The following is a 16,437-nucleotide window of genomic DNA, read 5'->3' as shown; positions in this document are numbered from 1 at the left end:
GTTTTAACTCTTTATCTTTTTGTGTTTTGAGTTTTGATTCTAACTCTTTTAGCTCTTTTTCCTTAGATTTCTTATCTTTTAGAATCTGTGCGTTGTAGGCATTAATCTCATCAAAGGCGTTGAGATTTGGATTACTCTTGCGGAATCTGCTACTAAGATTGCCTTTAATCGCATAATTTAGCAAAGATTTTTTCAAGATACTTGTTTTCATTATTGCTTCTTAAAAAGATGAGTATGAGAACCCAAACGCACACAAGAAAGCAGTAGAATATCCTCATATTTTTTGTAAATTAAAAGCAAATCAGGCTCAATGTGGCATTCCCTAAAGCCTTTATATTCGCCCTTTAGTGCGTGGTCTTTGTATTTTTGGTCTAAATTTTCACCATTAGCTAAGGATTGGATAAGAGTATCTATGGCTTTAGCTTTGCCTAGTTTTACAAATTTTTTATACTCTTTTTTAAAAGCAGAAGTAAAATCAATTTGATACATTTAAAATCGCCTTTTTTGCTTCTTCCCAATTAGCGTAAGGCTTTTTTTGGTGGAGTTTGATTTGCCTTGCTATCGCATCACTTTCTTTTAGTGCTTTAAGCGTTGCTGCATTTGGGATTTCTTGCACTTGTTTCACACCTTTTATCAATTTAATAGCATTGATGATTTGCTCTTTGTTTTGATTGCTTATTTCTACTTGTAAAGTCATTTTCGCTCCTTATTCACTCTCTTTAATTATATCAGAAATTTGGCTCATAAGGCTATTTAGGGTAGTATTAAGCCTCTCTCGTTCGGATTTGATTTGCTCTATGAGTGCAAAAGGTTCTAAAATCTCCTCCTCCTCACTCACAAAGCCACAAAGGTCAAAATTATAATTTCTTGCTTCAAGCTCTTTTTTGCTATAAACTTGTGCCTTGAAGTTGCCTTGAGCTTCTTCTATGGCAATTTTATTTTTATCCCATTGCTCAAAGGGTGCGAAATGCTCTAGCTTCATCGCCTTTGTCTTACCGAAACTCTTAATGCCCTCTGGCATATCCAAACGATAAAACCAAGTGTGCTTCGTGCCTTGCGGAGATTTATCAAAAAATAAAATATTTGTTGTAATGCCTGTATAGGGCGCAAATACACTCGCTGGAAGTCGCACGATAAGGTGGAGATTAAATTCCTCTAAAAGTCGCTTTTTGAGATTTATTTTCGCATTATCTGTTCCAAACAAAAAGCCATCAGGAAGCACTACAGCGGCTTTGCCCTTGTTTGATAGCCGCTGCATAATGAGTGCCATAAATAAATCTGCTGTCTCGCTACTTTTAAATTCTTGGGGGAAATTTTTAATATCGTTTGTCTTTTCAGAGCCACCATAGGGCGGATTCATCACGATACAATCAAACTTTTCTTTAAAGGCAAGTTCCTCAAAATTGCTAAATTCAAAAGCATTGCCGTGTGTGAGATTTGGATTTTCTATGCCATTAATGAGAAAATTTGTCGCACATAAAAGATAGGGCAAGGATTTTTTCTCAATGCCATAAAAGCTAGATTCTAAAATCTTTCTTTTCTCTACATTGTCGCATTGTGAGTCTAAATGATGATACGCACTAATCAAGAATCCCCCTGTCCCACAGGCTAGGTCTGCGACTTTATCGCCAATGCTTGGGTTTAGAAGCTTTATGATGAAGTCTGTAACTGCGCGCGGTGTGTAAAACTCCCCCGCATTTCCCGCACTTTGCAAGGTTTTTAAAAAGCCTTCATAGATTTTGCAAAGTTCTTTAAAATCCTTTTTGTTATGAATTATAATGCTTGTATCAATCTCATTAATCACATCGCGCAACAGATAGCCATCTTTCATATAGTTATTCAAATCAGAGAAAACCTTTCGCACAATGGCTTGATTAAGCGGGGTGGATTCTGTAATATTGAGATTTTTTAATGTAGGAAAAAGTTGATTATTGACAAACCCTAAAAGTATCTCGCCACTTGGGGCTTTTTCTCGCTTCTCTTTGCTGCCACCTGCCCAAGCCCCCCATCGCAATTCTTGCGGAATAATAGAAGTGTAGCTTTCTCCTTGCATTTCTTTATCCGCACACCATTCACTCTCATAATAATCATAAAGTTTTAGAAACAAAATCCACGCGATTTGCTCCATTGTTTGCGCATCGCCATTTACCCCTGCGTCATTGCGCATAGTATCTTGAATCTTTTTGATATTTAGCATTAGCTAACCTCCTCATAGAGTGCATTTTTGAGATTTTGGATTAGATTTTCAAAGCCGCCATTTTCTTGGAGAATTTTAGCAATGAAACTGCGATTATAGTTTGAGGCAAAAGGCTCATTTTGAAAAATGCTAATATTTAGCTCACTAAAGCCATTTTGAGTGTATTTATCAAGCAAAAGCGTTATTAACTCTCGCGCTTGAGGCTGCAGGGATTCTAGGAATTTGTTTGCCTTTTTTGCCCTTTCTTTGCGTGTAAGAGCCTTTTGACCTGTAGCAAGAGAGAGGAGTATATCAAACTCATCGCAATGCTTAAAACATTCCATTGTTTTAAGCTCATTGATAAAAATGCCTTTAGATTCTAGCTCTGCTAAAAACTCTTCGCGCTCTTGATTGTTGTTTTCCCTTAAGACTTTGAGATAGGATTTGAGATTCTTAGAATTTTTTAATTTTTCGCCGCTAAAGGCGTCTAGATTCTGCGTGATAAGCTGGAGTTCGCCCTCAACCTCACGCCAATAACTTACACTCTTATCTTTTAATAAGACTTCTATTTCCTCACCATCAATGATATAGGTTTGTTTTGGTTCATTGCTCCTTTGTTTGTGTGAATCTCTAGGAGGAATAGGCTGCACATCTGTTTTTTGAATATAGCTAATCTCTCCCATAAAGTCTGGGTCGTTTAGAAATTCTCGTGCTATGCCCTTAAAGTCTAGGACATAAAAGTGTGTTTTGCCTTGAGATTCTACTTTTTCATTCAACCTTGTGCCTCTGCCTATGATTTGCTTAAAAAGGCTTTTATCGCGGATAATTTTATCAATGACAATCACTTCTACCATTTGAGTATCCACGCCTGTGCTTAAAAGCTGGGAAGTCGTAACAATCACAGGATAAGGCTTTAGAATGCTTTTAAAATCATCAAGCAAGGCTTTGCCCTCTTCATCATCGCTTGTAATGCGTGCAAGGTAATTGTGGTTTTGTTCTAACTGCCTTTGAATATCCCCACATTCGCTTAGAGCATCTTTTATTAAAGTGGCGTGTCTTTGGTCTTCGCAGAAAATAATCGTTTTGGCAAAAGGTTTTTGCAAAGTTTTGTGGAGAAAATCACTTACTTCTTGCGCTACAAATCGGTGTTGGGGTAAAATGTAGATTTTGCGGTTAAAATCGGGGGCATAGAATGTATCATCTGGAATCTTCTTACCCTCTAGGTCTGTCTTGCCTGATTCTGGTGTGTAGCCACTTAGGTCAAGATTAGAAGAGATACTAAGCACTTCAAAGGGTGCTAGAAAGCCATCGTCTATGCCTTGCTTGAGGCTGTATTGATACACAGGTTCTCCGAAGTAATCAAGATTATCTTGCCCTTCCTCACTCTGCTTTGGCGTGGCGGTCATTCCTATCTGCAAAGCAGGGCGAAAATACTCTAAAATCTCCCTCCAAGTAGAATCTTCTCTTGCACTGCCTCTGTGGCACTCATCAATAAAAATGAGGTCAAAAAAATCCTTGCTTACTTCTTTATAATGCTCTTTTTTGTCATTATTTTCTTCGCTCCCACTTATAAACTGGTGGTAAATACCAAAATACAAACTCGCACTTGTTTTTGAAAAATCTCTGTCTTTTATCGTATGCAAACCTTTCTCAAAGCTTTTAAAGGTTCGCTGTGTATCGGTGTTGATAAGCTCTTTTCTATCTGCGAGATAGAGAATCTTTTGGATTTTTCTGCCATTTGGAAGCGTTTGGTTAAAAAGGCGGTGAGCAATTTGATAAGCAACTTGGGTTTTACCCGTTCCTGTAGCAAGCACTAGCAAGATTCTATTTTTTCCTTTTTGGGCAGCAAGCAGGGTTTCTTGAATAGCATTGCGTTGATAATAACGCAAAGTGATATTGCTTAAATCATAGTGTGTATTAATAAAAAGGCTATCATTTTTGAGATTTTGCCATTTTTTAAATCTCTCATAAAGGTTTTGTGGGCTTGGAAAAGAATCCAGCTTTAGCGTTTGCAAGCTGCAACCTGTAAAATCGCTATTAAACTCACACTCTTTGAAACTCTTGCCGCTGCTAGAATATGCAAAAGGTGCTTTAAGCATTATTGCATAGCCTTTTGCCTGCTCTAACCCCTCGCTATCCTCATAAATATCATCTTTAGCCTCTATCACAGCTAGACACAAACCTTTATAAAATAAAGCATAATCAGCCTTTTTTGGATTTCCCCTTTTGCGAGTTTTGCTGTCCATTTTGCCATCGCTAAAGACATAGTCTTTTATAGCATATTCCATACTAAGCTGCTCTAAAGCCCATCCAGACTTTTGCAAACTTGGTGTAATAAAGCGTGTTTTGACATTTTCTTCGCTCAAATCTATCCCTTAAAAATAAAAATTTTTCCATTATAGCAAACTATTCTAAGAAAGTAATGATTTAAAATGATGATTCAACACTCTTTTATCTAAACACTCCCTTACACGAGAAATTTCATCACTTTGGATTGTGCTAAGCCTAAGCAAAGGAATGCCACATTTTTGTAAAATCGTATTTTTCAACACATCTCTTTTAGCTTGTTTAGAGTCCTCCTTGTGATAGGCAAATCCATCTATTTCTATGGCAAGGATAGGAAGTCTATCCATCGTGTTAAAAATGAGCAAATCAATATGGCTTGAGGATTGCACAAACTCTTGTTCTGTTTCATTAAGGTTTTCAATATTTATGATTCTATGTAGCGGTATATGTGTGATAATATCTAAATTCCCATAATGGCTAATACCATCTTTTAAGCTATGATAAGCAAGATTTTCTGAATCATATAAAGAAATTCTCTTTTTGCCTTTTAAATATTCTAATCTTGCTTTCGCGTTTGCTTTATAAAGCAAATCAAAAATAGATTTTACTTTGCTTTGAGTAACTTCAAAATTATGATAATGTATATATTTAATTAAATCCTTTAAATGATTATCACACTGGCAAATTTGAGCAGAGACAACTACCCTTAAATATCGTTTAGCACGACTTACAGCCACATTAAGCAAGTTTTTATCATTAATAAAATTATTGATTTCATTATCTACCGTGCTTAAAATAATCGCCTCTTTTTCTCTACCTTGGTATTTATGAATTGTATCTATTTGCAATACACCTATACTCTCTTGTAAATGCTTTTTTTGTTTTTTATAGGGAGAGAGAATGCCTATTTGTTCCTTTGTGAGATTTGCTTGTAAGGTCGGCAAAATTTCTTTTATGATTACATCAATTTGCCTTTGGTTATAGTGTCCCCTTGCGTGATTGCCCTCTTGTGTAACAAATACTTGTATTACATCTTTTTCTCCCTTATCCTTGCTTAAGATAATAAGTTCATTGTTATAGAATTTTTGATTGCAAAATTCAATGATTTTAGGGTGGCAGCGATAATGTTCTTTTAGCATTACTTTTGGCACATTTGGCAAAGTTACTAGACAAGAACTTAATAAACTTTGTTTTAGAAAATCATAATGCAAAGGAATATGGTATTTTTGTGTGAGTTCTTGAATCAAAGGATATTTGCTTTGATCAATTACATTGGAGAGCTGCTTTGTATCCCCCACAATTACGACATTTTTCGCACTGCTTAATGCTAAAAAACCTGTAATCAAATCCACTTGCGAAGCCTCATCAATGATTACATAATCAAACAATTCTTTTTTAAGGTTGAGTGAGGATTTAATAGAATGTGTCGTGCTTAAAATCACAGGATATTCTTGCAAAAAAGCAGCCGCATTTTGATTTAAATCCGATAACTCAAATCGCACTCTTTGTCGCTGGTTTTTGTATCTTGTTTTAAGATAAGATTTAAGTAAGAGCGAGGATTTATCTATAAGGTTTTGCAAAGGATTTGTTTGCTCTAAAGCTTTAAGAGTAACTTTAGATGTTTCAATCTTTTTTGAAATTTCTAAATCTTTAAGGACATAATAAGTCTCATCTAAAGTATATAGAATCTGCTCTTTTGGGGATTTATAAAACTCAAAATTACCAATTTTGCTTAAGAAAATCAATTTTAATTTCAGCCAAAAAGAGAGTTTTTGTTCTTGCTGTATTTGCACTTTTGCCCTTAAAACTTTATCAACATTTAAAGAATTAAGATTCTTTATTTCTAAAGGCAAATTGTTTTCTTGTGCTTTAAAATACTTATATTCTAATCTCAACGCATTTAAAAATGCTTCATTTTTAGCAATATCATTGATAAGCCTAAAATTTTCTAGCACTTTTTGGTTGAGTGTATTAATGTTTTGTTTTAGTTTTTGCGTATTTATCGTTGGTGTATCAAAAGAGGGATAAATACCACTTTGATTGGTAATAAAATTTTCTTTGTTTTCTTTATTGCCCAAAGTGGCACAAAAAAATCCAAATCCACTGCTTGAAAGCTTTTCAAATATATTTTGTGTAGCGGAGTTGTTGTTAGAAAGCATCGCGATACTTTTGTTTTGACAGATAAGATTAGCGATAATGTTTAAAATAGTCTGCGTTTTGCCTGTGCCCGGAGGTCCTTCAATAATGCTTATTTGATGGCACATTGCATTTTGCACCGCTTGATATTGGGAAGCATTAGAGCCAAAAGGAAAAATAAGCAAGGGTTTATCTTTAGAATCTTGCACAAAAGAGGAAGGATTAAGATAAATAGATAAGGCAGATTCCTTTGGGATTCTTTGCATTTTTTCATATTCTTTTAAAAGCATATTCAAATTGCCCTCTGGTGTCTCTATATTTGCTAAAATACAAAGCTCTTTGAGGTAATTAAAAAGGTTATAGCTTGTAGCCTTTCTGATAAGCGTGAAATTTCCCCTTTTGTAAATATAAATTTGTGGATTATTTTTAAATACCACCTTAAGATTTTCATTTTCAAAAGAGCAGGATTTGATCTCTTTGGTTTTATCTTTTCCTTTGAGGAGAATAAAATATTTTTGCGTCATAACTACCTCTTAAATGGATAAGGGTTGATTATAACAAACTACACATTAAAAAAGCAGAGTGTGAGTGTAGCTTTATTGGCTTCTTTGTTGTCTTTGTTAAGAATTTCTGGCTTGAAAATTAGCTCTAAATTTTTTAATGTATCCTTTACCTTTGGGTAAATCAAAAAGCCTCTCTTGCATTGGTATTTGGTTAAATACGCAAAGATTTGATACATATCACTTTGAGAAATACCATAATTTTGCTGCTCCTCATTTAGAATTTTCCATTTGGTATCGGCGATAAAAAGGGTTTGCTTTGTTTGTTTTTTGTAGCCGACAATATCGGGGTTGAGTTGGAATCTATTTTTATTGTCCTCATTTGTAACTAGATACTTACTTTTTTCTTGGGTTTTAATATCAAAATTTCGCCCTAATTCTATATTGTTGCCACAAATTTGCTCCATAAACACCTCATTGCTTTCATTACTTATTTTATTACCATATAGCCATTTTTTCATCTCACTTGCGACAAAAGATTCAAAAAGTTTATTCATATCAAAGAGTAAGGCAAAGGCTTTAGAATTGCCTTGATAAGGTGTAAAACCTTATGCTTTAGAAATATTTCACACCATTGTAGTAGAGGATAATACACTTTTAAATGCCTTGAGTTGCGGCATTGATTAAAGTCTTTTGCGAGATGTTGGCTAGGATTAATCCTTTTGCGATGGATTTGAACTGCGTTTATTAGAGTGGCTTTAATTAAATATATTGTTATTTAAAAATATTTAAGCATATAAACTTGTGTATTGCTTTATATATTTATTTTTCATTTTGTTAAGAAGGTAAAATGCAATACGAATAGCTACAATCCAAAGCATAAATGCGATGGCTAGTACCAAACAATAAAGGTAATAAATATAATTAGAAAGAATGTTATTGCCATTTATAATAACAAAATTATTTAGCAAGAATTTTATAATGTATTTTAAAAAATATAGATATACCTAAGCTTAACTTATGAAATGTAGAGAATCTAAAAAGTGTTGATGATCCTATGCTTGAATTATCAAAGCATAATATAGTTATTTTTTATTTGGATATTGATTTTAATGACTAATAAAATCGCAGAAATTTCAAAATAAAAGCCATTATTTTTAATATTTCAGTGATATGATTGAGTGATTATATTTAAGCTCTAAATAGTGGATTTTAGAGATAAGCTCATTTAAAGGGATTTACAAACTCTAAGGGCAATGCTATTTAATGCTTTAGAAGCTATGTAAAACAAGGGAATATTTAGGTTATGTTTGCTTAAAAGGCTTAGATTTTATTGCAAGATGCAATAAAAAACCACCATAGGTGAAACAAAGTTTTTAAATGATTTTAAAGGATATTAAAATGCTTAAACTTGAAGATGTAATAAATTTACTTAATACCTCTTTAACTCTAAATATTACATAAAGTAGGAATTTTATATGGGGTATATTAAGAATAGAAATAAAATGCTTGAAATATTCATAAAAAGTTATCAAAATCTTAATATTGTATCCCCATTCTTTTTAAGAAATTTTCTTTATTTAAGCATAGCAATTTAATCTTTTTAAATCTTGTCAATCCCTGCAAGATTTTCTAAACTCCCCACTTAGTAGAGAATTACAGGGGTCAAAATGAGATTTTTGATGATAAACTTAATACTATCTAGAATCTCTTACACAACCAAGCTAAAAACCTAAAGGTAGGATTGATTTAACTTTGTATTGATTTTCATTTTGTTGCAAATAGTATCTTGAGGCTTATGATAAGTGCAAGTTTGGATTCAAAAATTCCTATTTGCTTAGGTGCAATTTTATAGGTATTAATGAGAGCAAAGAAGTGATTAAGATTAATCAAGATTGGATAGAGGAATTCAATTTACAAAATCTTATTCAGTGTGAGCTTTTTAAAAAATATAAGAAAATGTTAGTGATTTTAAGGCTAAGTATTCTAAGGATATTAATCACACAGCATAGACGAGATCTTTAAATGATTTTAAAACAACTATTATAAATAAAACAATATAAAGTCAAATTAATGAATAAAAAGATACAAGGAGAGTAATAACCTTATAGATAAATGCTTATGCATTTTATAATTTTATCTTAACTATTAAGATATAATTTCAACAATAGTTATTAAAAATTCATTAAAAAGGGTATTTATGCGGTATATATTTTTTCTTTTTGCAATTTTTTTATTCATAGCGTGTTCTTCAACCCCAAAGACTAATACACTAAGGTATTTACCTATGAATGGAGAAGATTTAGGTATAGGCTCAACGCCCACACCTCCGCTTAATGAACCCATACCAAATGAAGAATCAAGAAAACTGCTAATGAGTATGGAAACAACAAAAATCCCCATAATAGGCTCTAACAATGATGTCAATAGTGCATTAGCCATAGACAGAAATGTTTCTAATCGTATATCAATTATGTCTTCATCGGGAGGACTCCTAACGCTTTGGGCACTAGAACCCGGAAATTGGGTATGGGGATATACGCCTATTGATAGTCTTGAATTTGGTAAGGCAACATTTTGGCGTATTATTAGTTTTCCAAATGGACAGGTAATGATTAAAAATCTAGCAAAAAACACTTGTCTTCAAGCCTATAAAAATGGGGTAGTTCATGAGCTATGCGATAGTCAAATGCAAACACAATTATGGAATATCAATTTTTTTAATAACCAAGCAGTCCAAATTCAAAATGTAGGTGCAAAAACTTGTTTGCAAACGCCAACTATACGAACAACGACATATTATAGTATTTATTTAACAAAGTGTGCAATCAATGAATCTAACCTTGACCAACAATGGTATATCACCCCAGTACTAGAAGAATCAAATCCTATTTTTTTCACTAAATAAATCAATTAAGGAGCAGTAAATGAGAATATTATTATGTTTTTTAATGAGCTTTACCTTTGCTCTAGCTAATCTTGAGGATTATAGGGTAAGCACTTGGAACTTACAAGGCTCTTCGGCAAATACTGAAAGCAAATGGAATGTAAGCGTCCGGCAGCTTATCACAGGCGATAATCCCGCTAATATCCTTATGGTGCAAGAAGCAGGTGCCATTCCTGCTTCAGCAAGAAGGACAGACAGAATGGTTCAGCCCGGTGGCACGCCTGTGGAAGAGTTTATTTGGGAGCTTGGGACTTATTCTCGACCAAATTCAGTTTATATTTATTATGCTCCGCTTGATGCAGGAGCAAGAAGAGTGAATCTTGCCATAGTCTCTGACAGAAGGGCTGATGAAGTCATTGTAGTGCGTCAAAATACTGTTGCAACAGATTCTTCGCGTCCAGCAATAGGTATTCGTATCGGCAATGATGTGTTCTTTAATATTCACGCTTTAGCAAGTGGTGGCGGTGATGCACCCGCTTTAGTTACAGCAGTGCATGATACTTTTATCAATACGCCACAAATAAATTGGCTTATTGCAGGAGATTTTAATCGCGACCCAGCAGTCTTACAATCTGGACTTGATACAAGGATTACTAACCATATTCGTATTACTGCACCAAATTCTGCTACACATTTTAGCACCAGAGGTGCAAACAGAACACTTGATTATGCAGTAGTTGGCAGGTCAAGCTCCTCTCGTTCTGCTATATCTTTGCCACAAATTACAGCACTGCTTATAGCAGCAAATATACGCGCACACCTCTCATCTGACCATTCACCTGTGCATTTTGGACGCTTTTAGGAGGCAAAAATGAAAAGAATTGCTTTATTATTGATTTTAATTTCAAGCTTTGTTTATGGGGTAGAGCCAGAGGATTTACCAGATTTTACCGCTCCATTTTCTCTAAGAAGTCTTTTAACAGGAGATTTACTCGCTCCAGATTATAGAAAACCAAATTGGAATCTCAAACAAGTTATTCTTGATGATCAAACTCGCAAAAGCGACCCTTTTGATAGCTTTAATTTAGGAGCTATGCAATTTGTCAATACAGAGGATTCAAAATTATGTTTAGGTATTGATGAAAGCGGATTTTTTGCACTGAAAGATTGTGAGGAGGATTTAAAAAGCAAAAAGCTTGAAACCGTATTTACAATTATCCCTACAACGACTGCTGCCGTGCAAATTCGCTCTTTTGTTTTGGACAAAACAGAGTGTATTTCGGTGTTTTTTAACCCGCGATTACCTTCAGGAAGAGGCATTGGCATTACTCCTTGTAGTGTAGATAAAATATTTAGTATAGATATGCGTAAACTTATGCTTATCTTACCCCCTTTGGTAGAAGCAAAAACGATTAATCCTTAAACCCTTGAGGGATAGATAAATTTTTACCTAGAAAGTGTGTTCCCTTTATAAGTAAGCGGTATAAATCCTCTCCAAGCCCTAGCTACAAACAAGCTTCAAGCCTGTGTCGGTTCGTTTGTCAGTGCGGCGCATTATTATCATCAAGGCTTGGTGGATATGAGAGAAAGTCGCAATTAATGCTTATTGCTACATTCTTTGAGGCAGTGGGCACGATTTTGGTGCAGCTTATAGAGATTGCCTTGCTTTCCAAACTCTTGCCCTTTGTGATGATAGCGGTGGGTGCGTATTTTTTGCTTTCTCCAAACATCAGCGACAAGGACAGAGCAAAGAATCCTCACAGATTCTAAAAATTAAGTGAGGAACGCCTAAATATCACTAATAAGATGGCACATAATCAAATCTCCCTTGCTATTAATACAAGCGATCATCGCTCAAACAAAGGCGATACACATCTTATTTGCACACAAATTATTAAAAACTCAATTCCATATTTTACAACACTCTCTGCCGCACGTGTAGCGATTGAAGCAATTAAAAAAATACAAAATAGCAATATGAATGAAGCCCATGCCCTACAAGAATATCTACAAAGCTAACAATTTAAGCTTATTTTAGAATCTTATCCTATCGCTTAATGCAGAATTTCTTGTAAGAATAAGACTTATCTACTTCTTCGCCTTACTTTCTGCTTCCTTGATATAGCCCTCATATTCTGTATCGCTTAAAAGCTCTAACCAAGTAACATTCTTGCCATCTTTCTCGTGTGTAAGAGCGATATGCACACCCTTTTCTTTCAAACCTGCTCCGTGCCAATGCTCTATATCAGATGGGCAAAGCACCACATCGCCAACCTTTGCAATTTGAGTAATCCCCTGCTTTGTGCCTGTATAAATCGTGCCTTGTGTAACAATCAACGTTTGCCCTGCGGGGTGCGTATGCCAAGCTGTCCTAGCCTTTGGGCTAAAAGTAACTTCTGCACCACTAAAATTACGATAATCTCCGCTTTTAAAAAGCATTTTTACATTCACTTCACCGCTAAAGATTTTAGAATCTCCTTTAAATCCACCAAGACTTCCCGCCTTAACTATTTCTTGTGTTTTTTGCATTTTTACCTCCTGTGCATAGGCGATATTTGTGCAACCTAAAGCCACAACCGAAGCAATAGCAAGTAATTTTTTCATTTATTCTCCTTTTGTAATATAAAAATACATTTGTAATTATAAAACCTGATACCCTAGTATTTGTCAAGGGAAAAATGGCAGATAGTGGCAAAAATATTTAGGAGTTTGAGAAGCATTTTTTTATCTTTCTCAATTGAGATTCTATATAAAAACAATTTGCAAGGGGATAAGTAAGGAATCTAAGATAGCAAATTTTTTGCTTCTACATTTTGTCCGCCAAGATTCTATCTCACCATCCATTTGATAATCAAAGCAATAATGCAAAAAGGAATAGGCACAACAATAAGCCATAAAATCAACAAAAGCAAGATAAATTCGGATTGGTCAGCCACTTTGGCTCATCAGGCAAAATGTCTGCTGGAGGCATTGTTCCTTTATCATAGTCCCAAACAAACCCAAAAAGCAAGATGAGGAGCAAAAATGTCCCTACAACAAACATAATCTCTACTAATTTATACCATTGATTGTTCTTGTATAGTCTCCACGAGACAACAGAGCTAACAAAAACCAGGCACACAAAAGCCATAAGTAGCATAAATTCTGTTATAAAATGAAACCACAAAAAACCCACGCAAAAAGCTGTAACTACCAACACCACAGATTCAAATTTCATAAAACTTTTATCTTTTAGCTTCATCTGTATCTTATTTCAAAAGGAACTTGCGAATCTTGCATTGCTTCTTCTACATAATATAAGCAATCTTCCCCTTTGGTATCCAACTCTTCAATGTAGGTAATAATTTTAGAATGATTTAAATACAAAAATTCCAAATATGTCGCTATATTCATTAAAATTCAATCTTTTTCATTCGTGTTCATAGGTTGCAATAATTTGCTCATAACTCACAAATTCAACCCGCTTAACTAAGTTTTCAAAAGCTTTTATTGATTTCTGTATCAAACTTAGTTTTTCTTTTAGCATCTGAAATACAATAAAACTCTATATTAAAAAATTCTAATTCTTTAAATTTTGTAAGCACAGCCCTAAAATCAGTGCTATCTTCTACCTCTCAAATACGCACAGGAAAGGGTATTTTCAGTATTAAACCAAGCAACATCTACATAATTTACACTTCTTTAAATAATCTCTGTATATGTAAATGGCGGAATTTCTTGCAAACTATACAATGAACCTAATTTTTTATTATTAAATGTCCAAGATTTATCATTGGTATAAGTGTCTAGCCCTCTTTGATTGCCTAGCTTTAAAAGCATTCCTTGAATTTTGACGTGCATTCTTTCTTGTTTTTCTATTTTGTTTTTGGGCGTAGATTCTTTTGCTATAAGAATGTGTTTATATTTACTTAATCCCCAAACACCTATCCCTAAGGGAAAAAATCTTCATTTCTTTGCAAAGTCTCCCTTATGGTTGCGTTTGGTGTTTTGCCTTGAATTGTGTTTTTATCTTTATGATTCTAGATATTTTTATAAATAAGATTGAGTGGTGCAAAACCACCATTTTGCCCAATAACAAGCTTTAACACTTCTTTGTAAGTCATTGCCGCCCTGTATTATTTCAAAGCCTATAATTGTCGCTATCCTAATCTTATTCCTACTTGAACTTGACTTAGAAGTGTAAGTATTATTATAAGTAACCACAAGTATTTTAGCTGTCTTTACTAGAGATTCTATTAAGTCTTTAAAGGCTTCTTTTGCCTCTACTTTGCAATATTTGCTTAAATTTTCAGGCTCTGGCTTTAACAGCCTATCATCTTGCTATCGTTTTTTGCTAAAGAATTTATCCCAAAGTATTTAGAGTAATAATTTTCTTTTAAGCTTTTAGAATCTATGCCCTGAAACTCTTGGCTTAAAGATTTTAGCTTTTTCTTATCATATTTTTCTTGTGCGAAAAATCCCTGATAAATCACATAATTAGAATGCAAAAAGTCATTGATTACACAGCGGTTTTTAACAAAATATTCACTCACCACGCCTGTGCCACTAAACACATCAAAAAAGCTAAGATTGTGCTTATCCCTATAATCAAAAGCCTTTAAAATACTTGTATCAATAGAATCTAAAAGCTTTGTTTTTGCTCCTGTATAGCGGCGGTTTGGGATAGAGAACAAAGGACACCTTTCTTGTAAAATTTAAAAGTGGATTATACAACACTTACCCGCTAAATTTCACCCATAAACACTTTTATGCTATAATCCCGCACAATTTTAAACATAAGGAGAAAGGCAAAATGATGTGGGATAGTGGCTTTGGCTTCTTTTCTTGGTCAATTTTAGTGTGCTTCTTCTCTAAAACCTCGCTTTAGTTTTCATTTGGTGCATTTATCGCGTAGATTTTCAACGCATTCTCACTTTTTGGTTTAGAGTAGAATCTAAGCCCGTAAAATACACATTCATAGTAAGGAAATCCAATGAAAAACATAAAGCTTACCCCAAATTTGGCGTGGGGATTGGTGATTTTTGGTGGCATTGTAGAGTGCTTTTGGGCAAGTGGGCTAAAGTATAGCGATAATTTGTTTGCTTTTACCCTCACAGGCATTGGGATTTTTATCTCCTTTATCTCTATGATTCTAGCAGTTAAGGTGCTAGAGATTGGAATTGCATATAGCGTATTTGTAGGCATTGGTACAGCGGGGGTTACACTCGCAGAGATTCTTATTTTTAATGAGCCCTTCTCACCACTTAAGATTCTCTTTATCGCTACTTTACTCATTGGCGTGATTGGCTTAAAGCTCTCTAGCAGCGAGAAAGAAGAGGTGCAAGAGGAAAAGCTTGTCTCAAACTTCTCACATGATTTGGGACTTGATACAATACTTAAGGAGGAGCAAAAATGAGTTGGGTGTATTTACTTCTTGCGGGGTGTATGGAGATTGTCGGTGTGATTGCGCTGAAAAAATACTCATTAAGTGGGCGCAATATCTTTTTGCTTGGAATCTTGGTGCAGTTTATGCTAAGTTTCTCGCTTCTCTCTCTAGCAATGCAAGAGATTACTATGGCGACAGCCTATGCGATATGGACAGGCATAGGTGCGGGGGGTGGTGTGCTAATTGGAATCTTATTTTTTAAAGAAAGCAAGAATCTTAAAAAACTACTTTTCATCACACTCATAATCGCTTCAGTCATTGGGCTTAAGGCGATAGGCTAAACTTTAAGCAGTCTAGAATCTTAAGCCCTTTAAGATTCTAGACTGCAATCCTGTATTGTTCGCCTTAGAGTAATTCTTGATAGTCAAGGTTAAAGCATTGCTTTGTTAGAATAGCCCCTTTAAATTTAATTGGTTATGAAAGTGGAGTTATGCTATTTTTATCTATCTTTTTTGCATTATTCTTTCTTTATATCTTTGTAAATTCTCTTCTTATCTTTTTGCTCCTCAAATCCTCCATTAGCCTTTTGATTTTTCTTATTTAAATTTTAGAAATCTCAAAAGGAATCCTATGTCCAATATTTTTACAAAACACTCTTTGTATTTGCTTGTGCGTTGCCTAATTGTGTGAGTAGCGTATTTTTCTCTATTTATTATATTATTGATGGAATCTATGCCTTTTGTCATTATTAGCTTTATTGGCTTTGCGCTTACAAAATATGGTTTTATTGGTTCATCTGTGTGGATTAGTCTTACTTTAGGTAAGGGCAAGTCAAAGGAGGTTTCAATTCTCTTTAGCATTTCTTTGGTGATTGTTTTTATTGTCGTTTTATGGCGATATATGCGTTCTTCTTTGTATTTTTTTGGTAAATTTGCTAGAGATTCACAAATCCTCTAAGGCAAAAGCAAGGCAGTTTATAAGTATTTTTATTTACTTTACATCATTTATTGTATTTTATTTTATTTATAGGAGGTAGTTTTATTTCAAAGTGCAAATTTTAAAAGTGAAGTGCTTTAAAGTTCGATAA

General features: G+C 34.3%; 20 protein-coding genes and 2 pseudogenes. 9 read left to right on the top strand and 13 right to left on the bottom strand.

Annotated elements, in window-relative coordinates; all coding sequences use genetic code 11:
- The 7 genes and pseudogenes from LS72_RS04585 to LS72_RS04555 all read right to left on the bottom strand — a co-directional run.
- On the bottom strand, nucleotides 1-211 hold a 211-nt coding region (locus LS72_RS04585; RefSeq protein ID WP_138155103.1), incomplete at its 3' end, for a hypothetical protein.
- Nucleotides 211-489, bottom strand: a complete 279-nt coding sequence (locus tag LS72_RS04580) for a type II toxin-antitoxin system YafQ family toxin (protein ID WP_034555281.1) — start codon at nucleotides 487-489, stop codon at nucleotides 211-213. The genes LS72_RS04585 and LS72_RS04580, both read right to left, overlap by 1 nt.
- The gene (locus LS72_RS04575) at nucleotides 476-697 is read right to left on the bottom strand and encodes a hypothetical protein (RefSeq protein WP_034555280.1); all 222 of its coding nucleotides are present in this window, start codon (nucleotides 695-697) and stop codon (nucleotides 476-478) included. Before LS72_RS04575 ends, LS72_RS04580 begins: the two co-directional genes overlap by 14 nt.
- 9 nt (nucleotides 698-706) lie before the next feature.
- Nucleotides 707-2,197: a class I SAM-dependent DNA methyltransferase gene (locus LS72_RS04570; protein ID WP_034555279.1), complete on the bottom strand. Its 1,491-nt coding sequence runs from the start codon at nucleotides 2,195-2,197 to the stop codon at nucleotides 707-709.
- Nucleotides 2,197-4,542, bottom strand: a complete 2,346-nt coding sequence (hsdR, locus tag LS72_RS04565; RefSeq protein ID WP_194145556.1) for an EcoAI/FtnUII family type I restriction enzme subunit R — start codon at nucleotides 4,540-4,542, stop codon at nucleotides 2,197-2,199. Before hsdR ends, LS72_RS04570 begins: the two co-directional genes overlap by 1 nt.
- 45 nt (nucleotides 4,543-4,587) lie before the next feature.
- A complete protein-coding gene (locus LS72_RS04560) occupies nucleotides 4,588-7,122 on the bottom strand; it encodes an AAA domain-containing protein (protein WP_034554715.1) in 2,535 nt (844 codons plus the stop codon).
- A 38-nt stretch (nucleotides 7,123-7,160) separates the two neighbouring features.
- Nucleotides 7,161-7,816: pseudogene (locus tag LS72_RS04555) on the bottom strand (5-methylcytosine restriction system specificity protein McrC).
- A 1,115-nt stretch (nucleotides 7,817-8,931) separates the two neighbouring features.
- Between LS72_RS04555 and LS72_RS10800 the strand changes: the two are divergent.
- The 6 genes and pseudogenes from LS72_RS10800 to LS72_RS04530 all read left to right on the top strand — a co-directional run.
- Nucleotides 8,932-9,123: a hypothetical protein gene (locus tag LS72_RS10800; RefSeq protein WP_194145555.1), complete on the top strand. Its 192-nt coding sequence runs from the start codon at nucleotides 8,932-8,934 to the stop codon at nucleotides 9,121-9,123.
- 175 nt (nucleotides 9,124-9,298) lie between these two features.
- Complete coding sequence (locus tag LS72_RS04545) at nucleotides 9,299-10,006, top strand: cytolethal distending toxin subunit A/C (protein WP_138155100.1); 708 nt, start codon at nucleotides 9,299-9,301, stop codon at nucleotides 10,004-10,006.
- A gap of 19 nt (nucleotides 10,007-10,025) precedes the next feature.
- Complete coding sequence (locus tag LS72_RS04540) at nucleotides 10,026-10,847, top strand: cytolethal distending toxin subunit B family protein (RefSeq protein WP_034554734.1); 822 nt, start codon at nucleotides 10,026-10,028, stop codon at nucleotides 10,845-10,847.
- A 9-nt stretch (nucleotides 10,848-10,856) separates the two neighbouring features.
- Nucleotides 10,857-11,408 carry an RICIN domain-containing protein gene (locus LS72_RS04535; RefSeq protein ID WP_034554733.1) on the top strand — a complete coding sequence of 184 codons (552 nt, stop codon included), beginning with the start codon at nucleotides 10,857-10,859 and terminating at the stop codon, nucleotides 11,406-11,408.
- A gap of 176 nt (nucleotides 11,409-11,584) precedes the next feature.
- Nucleotides 11,585-11,755 (top strand): hypothetical protein, encoded by a 171-nt coding sequence (locus LS72_RS10795; RefSeq protein ID WP_194145554.1) that lies wholly within the window; start codon nucleotides 11,585-11,587, stop codon nucleotides 11,753-11,755.
- 21 nt (nucleotides 11,756-11,776) lie between these two features.
- A pseudogene (locus tag LS72_RS04530) lies at nucleotides 11,777-12,004 on the top strand (hypothetical protein); the annotation flags it as partial.
- A 69-nt stretch (nucleotides 12,005-12,073) separates the two neighbouring features.
- On the opposite strand, the gene LS72_RS04525 reads toward LS72_RS04530, so the two are convergent.
- The 6 genes from LS72_RS04525 to LS72_RS04515 form a co-directional block, all read right to left on the bottom strand.
- On the bottom strand, nucleotides 12,074-12,589 hold the full coding sequence (locus LS72_RS04525) for a cupin domain-containing protein (RefSeq protein WP_084590191.1): 516 nt from the start codon (nucleotides 12,587-12,589) through the stop codon (nucleotides 12,074-12,076).
- 295 nt (nucleotides 12,590-12,884) lie between these two features.
- A complete protein-coding gene (locus LS72_RS04520; RefSeq protein ID WP_194145553.1) occupies nucleotides 12,885-13,202 on the bottom strand; it encodes a hypothetical protein in 318 nt (105 codons plus the stop codon).
- Between the two features lie 20 nt (nucleotides 13,203-13,222).
- Nucleotides 13,223-13,378: a hypothetical protein gene (locus LS72_RS10790; protein WP_194145552.1), complete on the bottom strand. Its 156-nt coding sequence runs from the start codon at nucleotides 13,376-13,378 to the stop codon at nucleotides 13,223-13,225.
- Nucleotides 13,379-13,666: 288 nt separating this feature from the next.
- Nucleotides 13,667-13,825, bottom strand: coding sequence for a hypothetical protein (locus tag LS72_RS10785; RefSeq protein ID WP_194145551.1), 159 nt, complete (start codon nucleotides 13,823-13,825; stop codon nucleotides 13,667-13,669).
- 189 nt (nucleotides 13,826-14,014) lie between these two features.
- On the bottom strand, nucleotides 14,015-14,188 hold the full coding sequence (locus tag LS72_RS10780) for a hypothetical protein (RefSeq protein ID WP_194145550.1): 174 nt from the start codon (nucleotides 14,186-14,188) through the stop codon (nucleotides 14,015-14,017).
- Nucleotides 14,189-14,286: 98 nt separating this feature from the next.
- The gene (locus LS72_RS04515; RefSeq protein ID WP_084590190.1) at nucleotides 14,287-14,658 is read right to left on the bottom strand and encodes a DNA adenine methylase; all 372 of its coding nucleotides are present in this window, start codon (nucleotides 14,656-14,658) and stop codon (nucleotides 14,287-14,289) included.
- A 299-nt stretch (nucleotides 14,659-14,957) separates the two neighbouring features.
- Between LS72_RS04515 and LS72_RS04510 the strand changes: the two genes are divergently transcribed.
- From LS72_RS04510 to LS72_RS04500, 3 genes are all read left to right on the top strand, one after another.
- Nucleotides 14,958-15,380, top strand: a complete 423-nt coding sequence (locus LS72_RS04510; protein WP_034554729.1) for a DMT family transporter — start codon at nucleotides 14,958-14,960, stop codon at nucleotides 15,378-15,380.
- The gene (locus LS72_RS04505) at nucleotides 15,377-15,691 is read left to right on the top strand and encodes a DMT family transporter (protein WP_034554728.1); all 315 of its coding nucleotides are present in this window, start codon (nucleotides 15,377-15,379) and stop codon (nucleotides 15,689-15,691) included. The genes LS72_RS04510 and LS72_RS04505 overlap by 4 nt, the downstream gene beginning before the upstream one ends.
- Nucleotides 15,692-16,073: 382 nt before the next feature.
- Nucleotides 16,074-16,307: a hypothetical protein gene (locus LS72_RS04500; protein ID WP_194145549.1), complete on the top strand. Its 234-nt coding sequence runs from the start codon at nucleotides 16,074-16,076 to the stop codon at nucleotides 16,305-16,307.
- Nucleotides 16,308-16,437 lie beyond the last annotated feature (130 nt).

The organism is Helicobacter apodemus (assembly GCF_000765745.2).
Taxonomy (GTDB): domain Bacteria; phylum Campylobacterota; class Campylobacteria; order Campylobacterales; family Helicobacteraceae; genus Helicobacter_D; species Helicobacter_D apodemus.
The sequence above is the reverse complement of the archived record's forward strand: the minus strand, read 5'-3'. Positions and strand labels throughout refer to the sequence as shown.

Coding starts and splice junctions, on each gene's coding strand:
- LS72_RS04570 (WP_034555279.1), bottom strand. CDS start 2,197: ATGCTAAATATCAAAAAGATTCAAGATACTATGCGCAATGACGCAGGG.
- LS72_RS10790 (WP_194145552.1), bottom strand. CDS start 13,378: ATGAATATAGCGACATATTTGGAATTTTTGTATTTAAATCATTCTAAA.
- LS72_RS04540 (WP_034554734.1), top strand. CDS start 10,026: ATGAGAATATTATTATGTTTTTTAATGAGCTTTACCTTTGCTCTAGCT.
- LS72_RS04500 (WP_194145549.1), top strand. CDS start 16,074: ATGGAATCTATGCCTTTTGTCATTATTAGCTTTATTGGCTTTGCGCTT.
- LS72_RS04505 (WP_034554728.1), top strand. CDS start 15,377: ATGAGTTGGGTGTATTTACTTCTTGCGGGGTGTATGGAGATTGTCGGT.
- LS72_RS04520 (WP_194145553.1), bottom strand. CDS start 13,202: ATGAAATTTGAATCTGTGGTGTTGGTAGTTACAGCTTTTTGCGTGGGT.
- LS72_RS04575 (WP_034555280.1), bottom strand. CDS start 697: ATGACTTTACAAGTAGAAATAAGCAATCAAAACAAAGAGCAAATCATC.
- LS72_RS04535 (WP_034554733.1), top strand. CDS start 10,857: ATGAAAAGAATTGCTTTATTATTGATTTTAATTTCAAGCTTTGTTTAT.
- LS72_RS04525 (WP_084590191.1), bottom strand. CDS start 12,589: ATGAAAAAATTACTTGCTATTGCTTCGGTTGTGGCTTTAGGTTGCACA.
- LS72_RS10795 (WP_194145554.1), top strand. CDS start 11,585: ATGCTTATTGCTACATTCTTTGAGGCAGTGGGCACGATTTTGGTGCAG.
- LS72_RS04510 (WP_034554729.1), top strand. CDS start 14,958: ATGAAAAACATAAAGCTTACCCCAAATTTGGCGTGGGGATTGGTGATT.
- LS72_RS04580 (WP_034555281.1), bottom strand. CDS start 489: ATGTATCAAATTGATTTTACTTCTGCTTTTAAAAAAGAGTATAAAAAA.
- LS72_RS10785 (WP_194145551.1), bottom strand. CDS start 13,825: ATGCACGTCAAAATTCAAGGAATGCTTTTAAAGCTAGGCAATCAAAGA.
- LS72_RS04560 (WP_034554715.1), bottom strand. CDS start 7,122: ATGACGCAAAAATATTTTATTCTCCTCAAAGGAAAAGATAAAACCAAA.
- LS72_RS04545 (WP_138155100.1), top strand. CDS start 9,299: ATGCGGTATATATTTTTTCTTTTTGCAATTTTTTTATTCATAGCGTGT.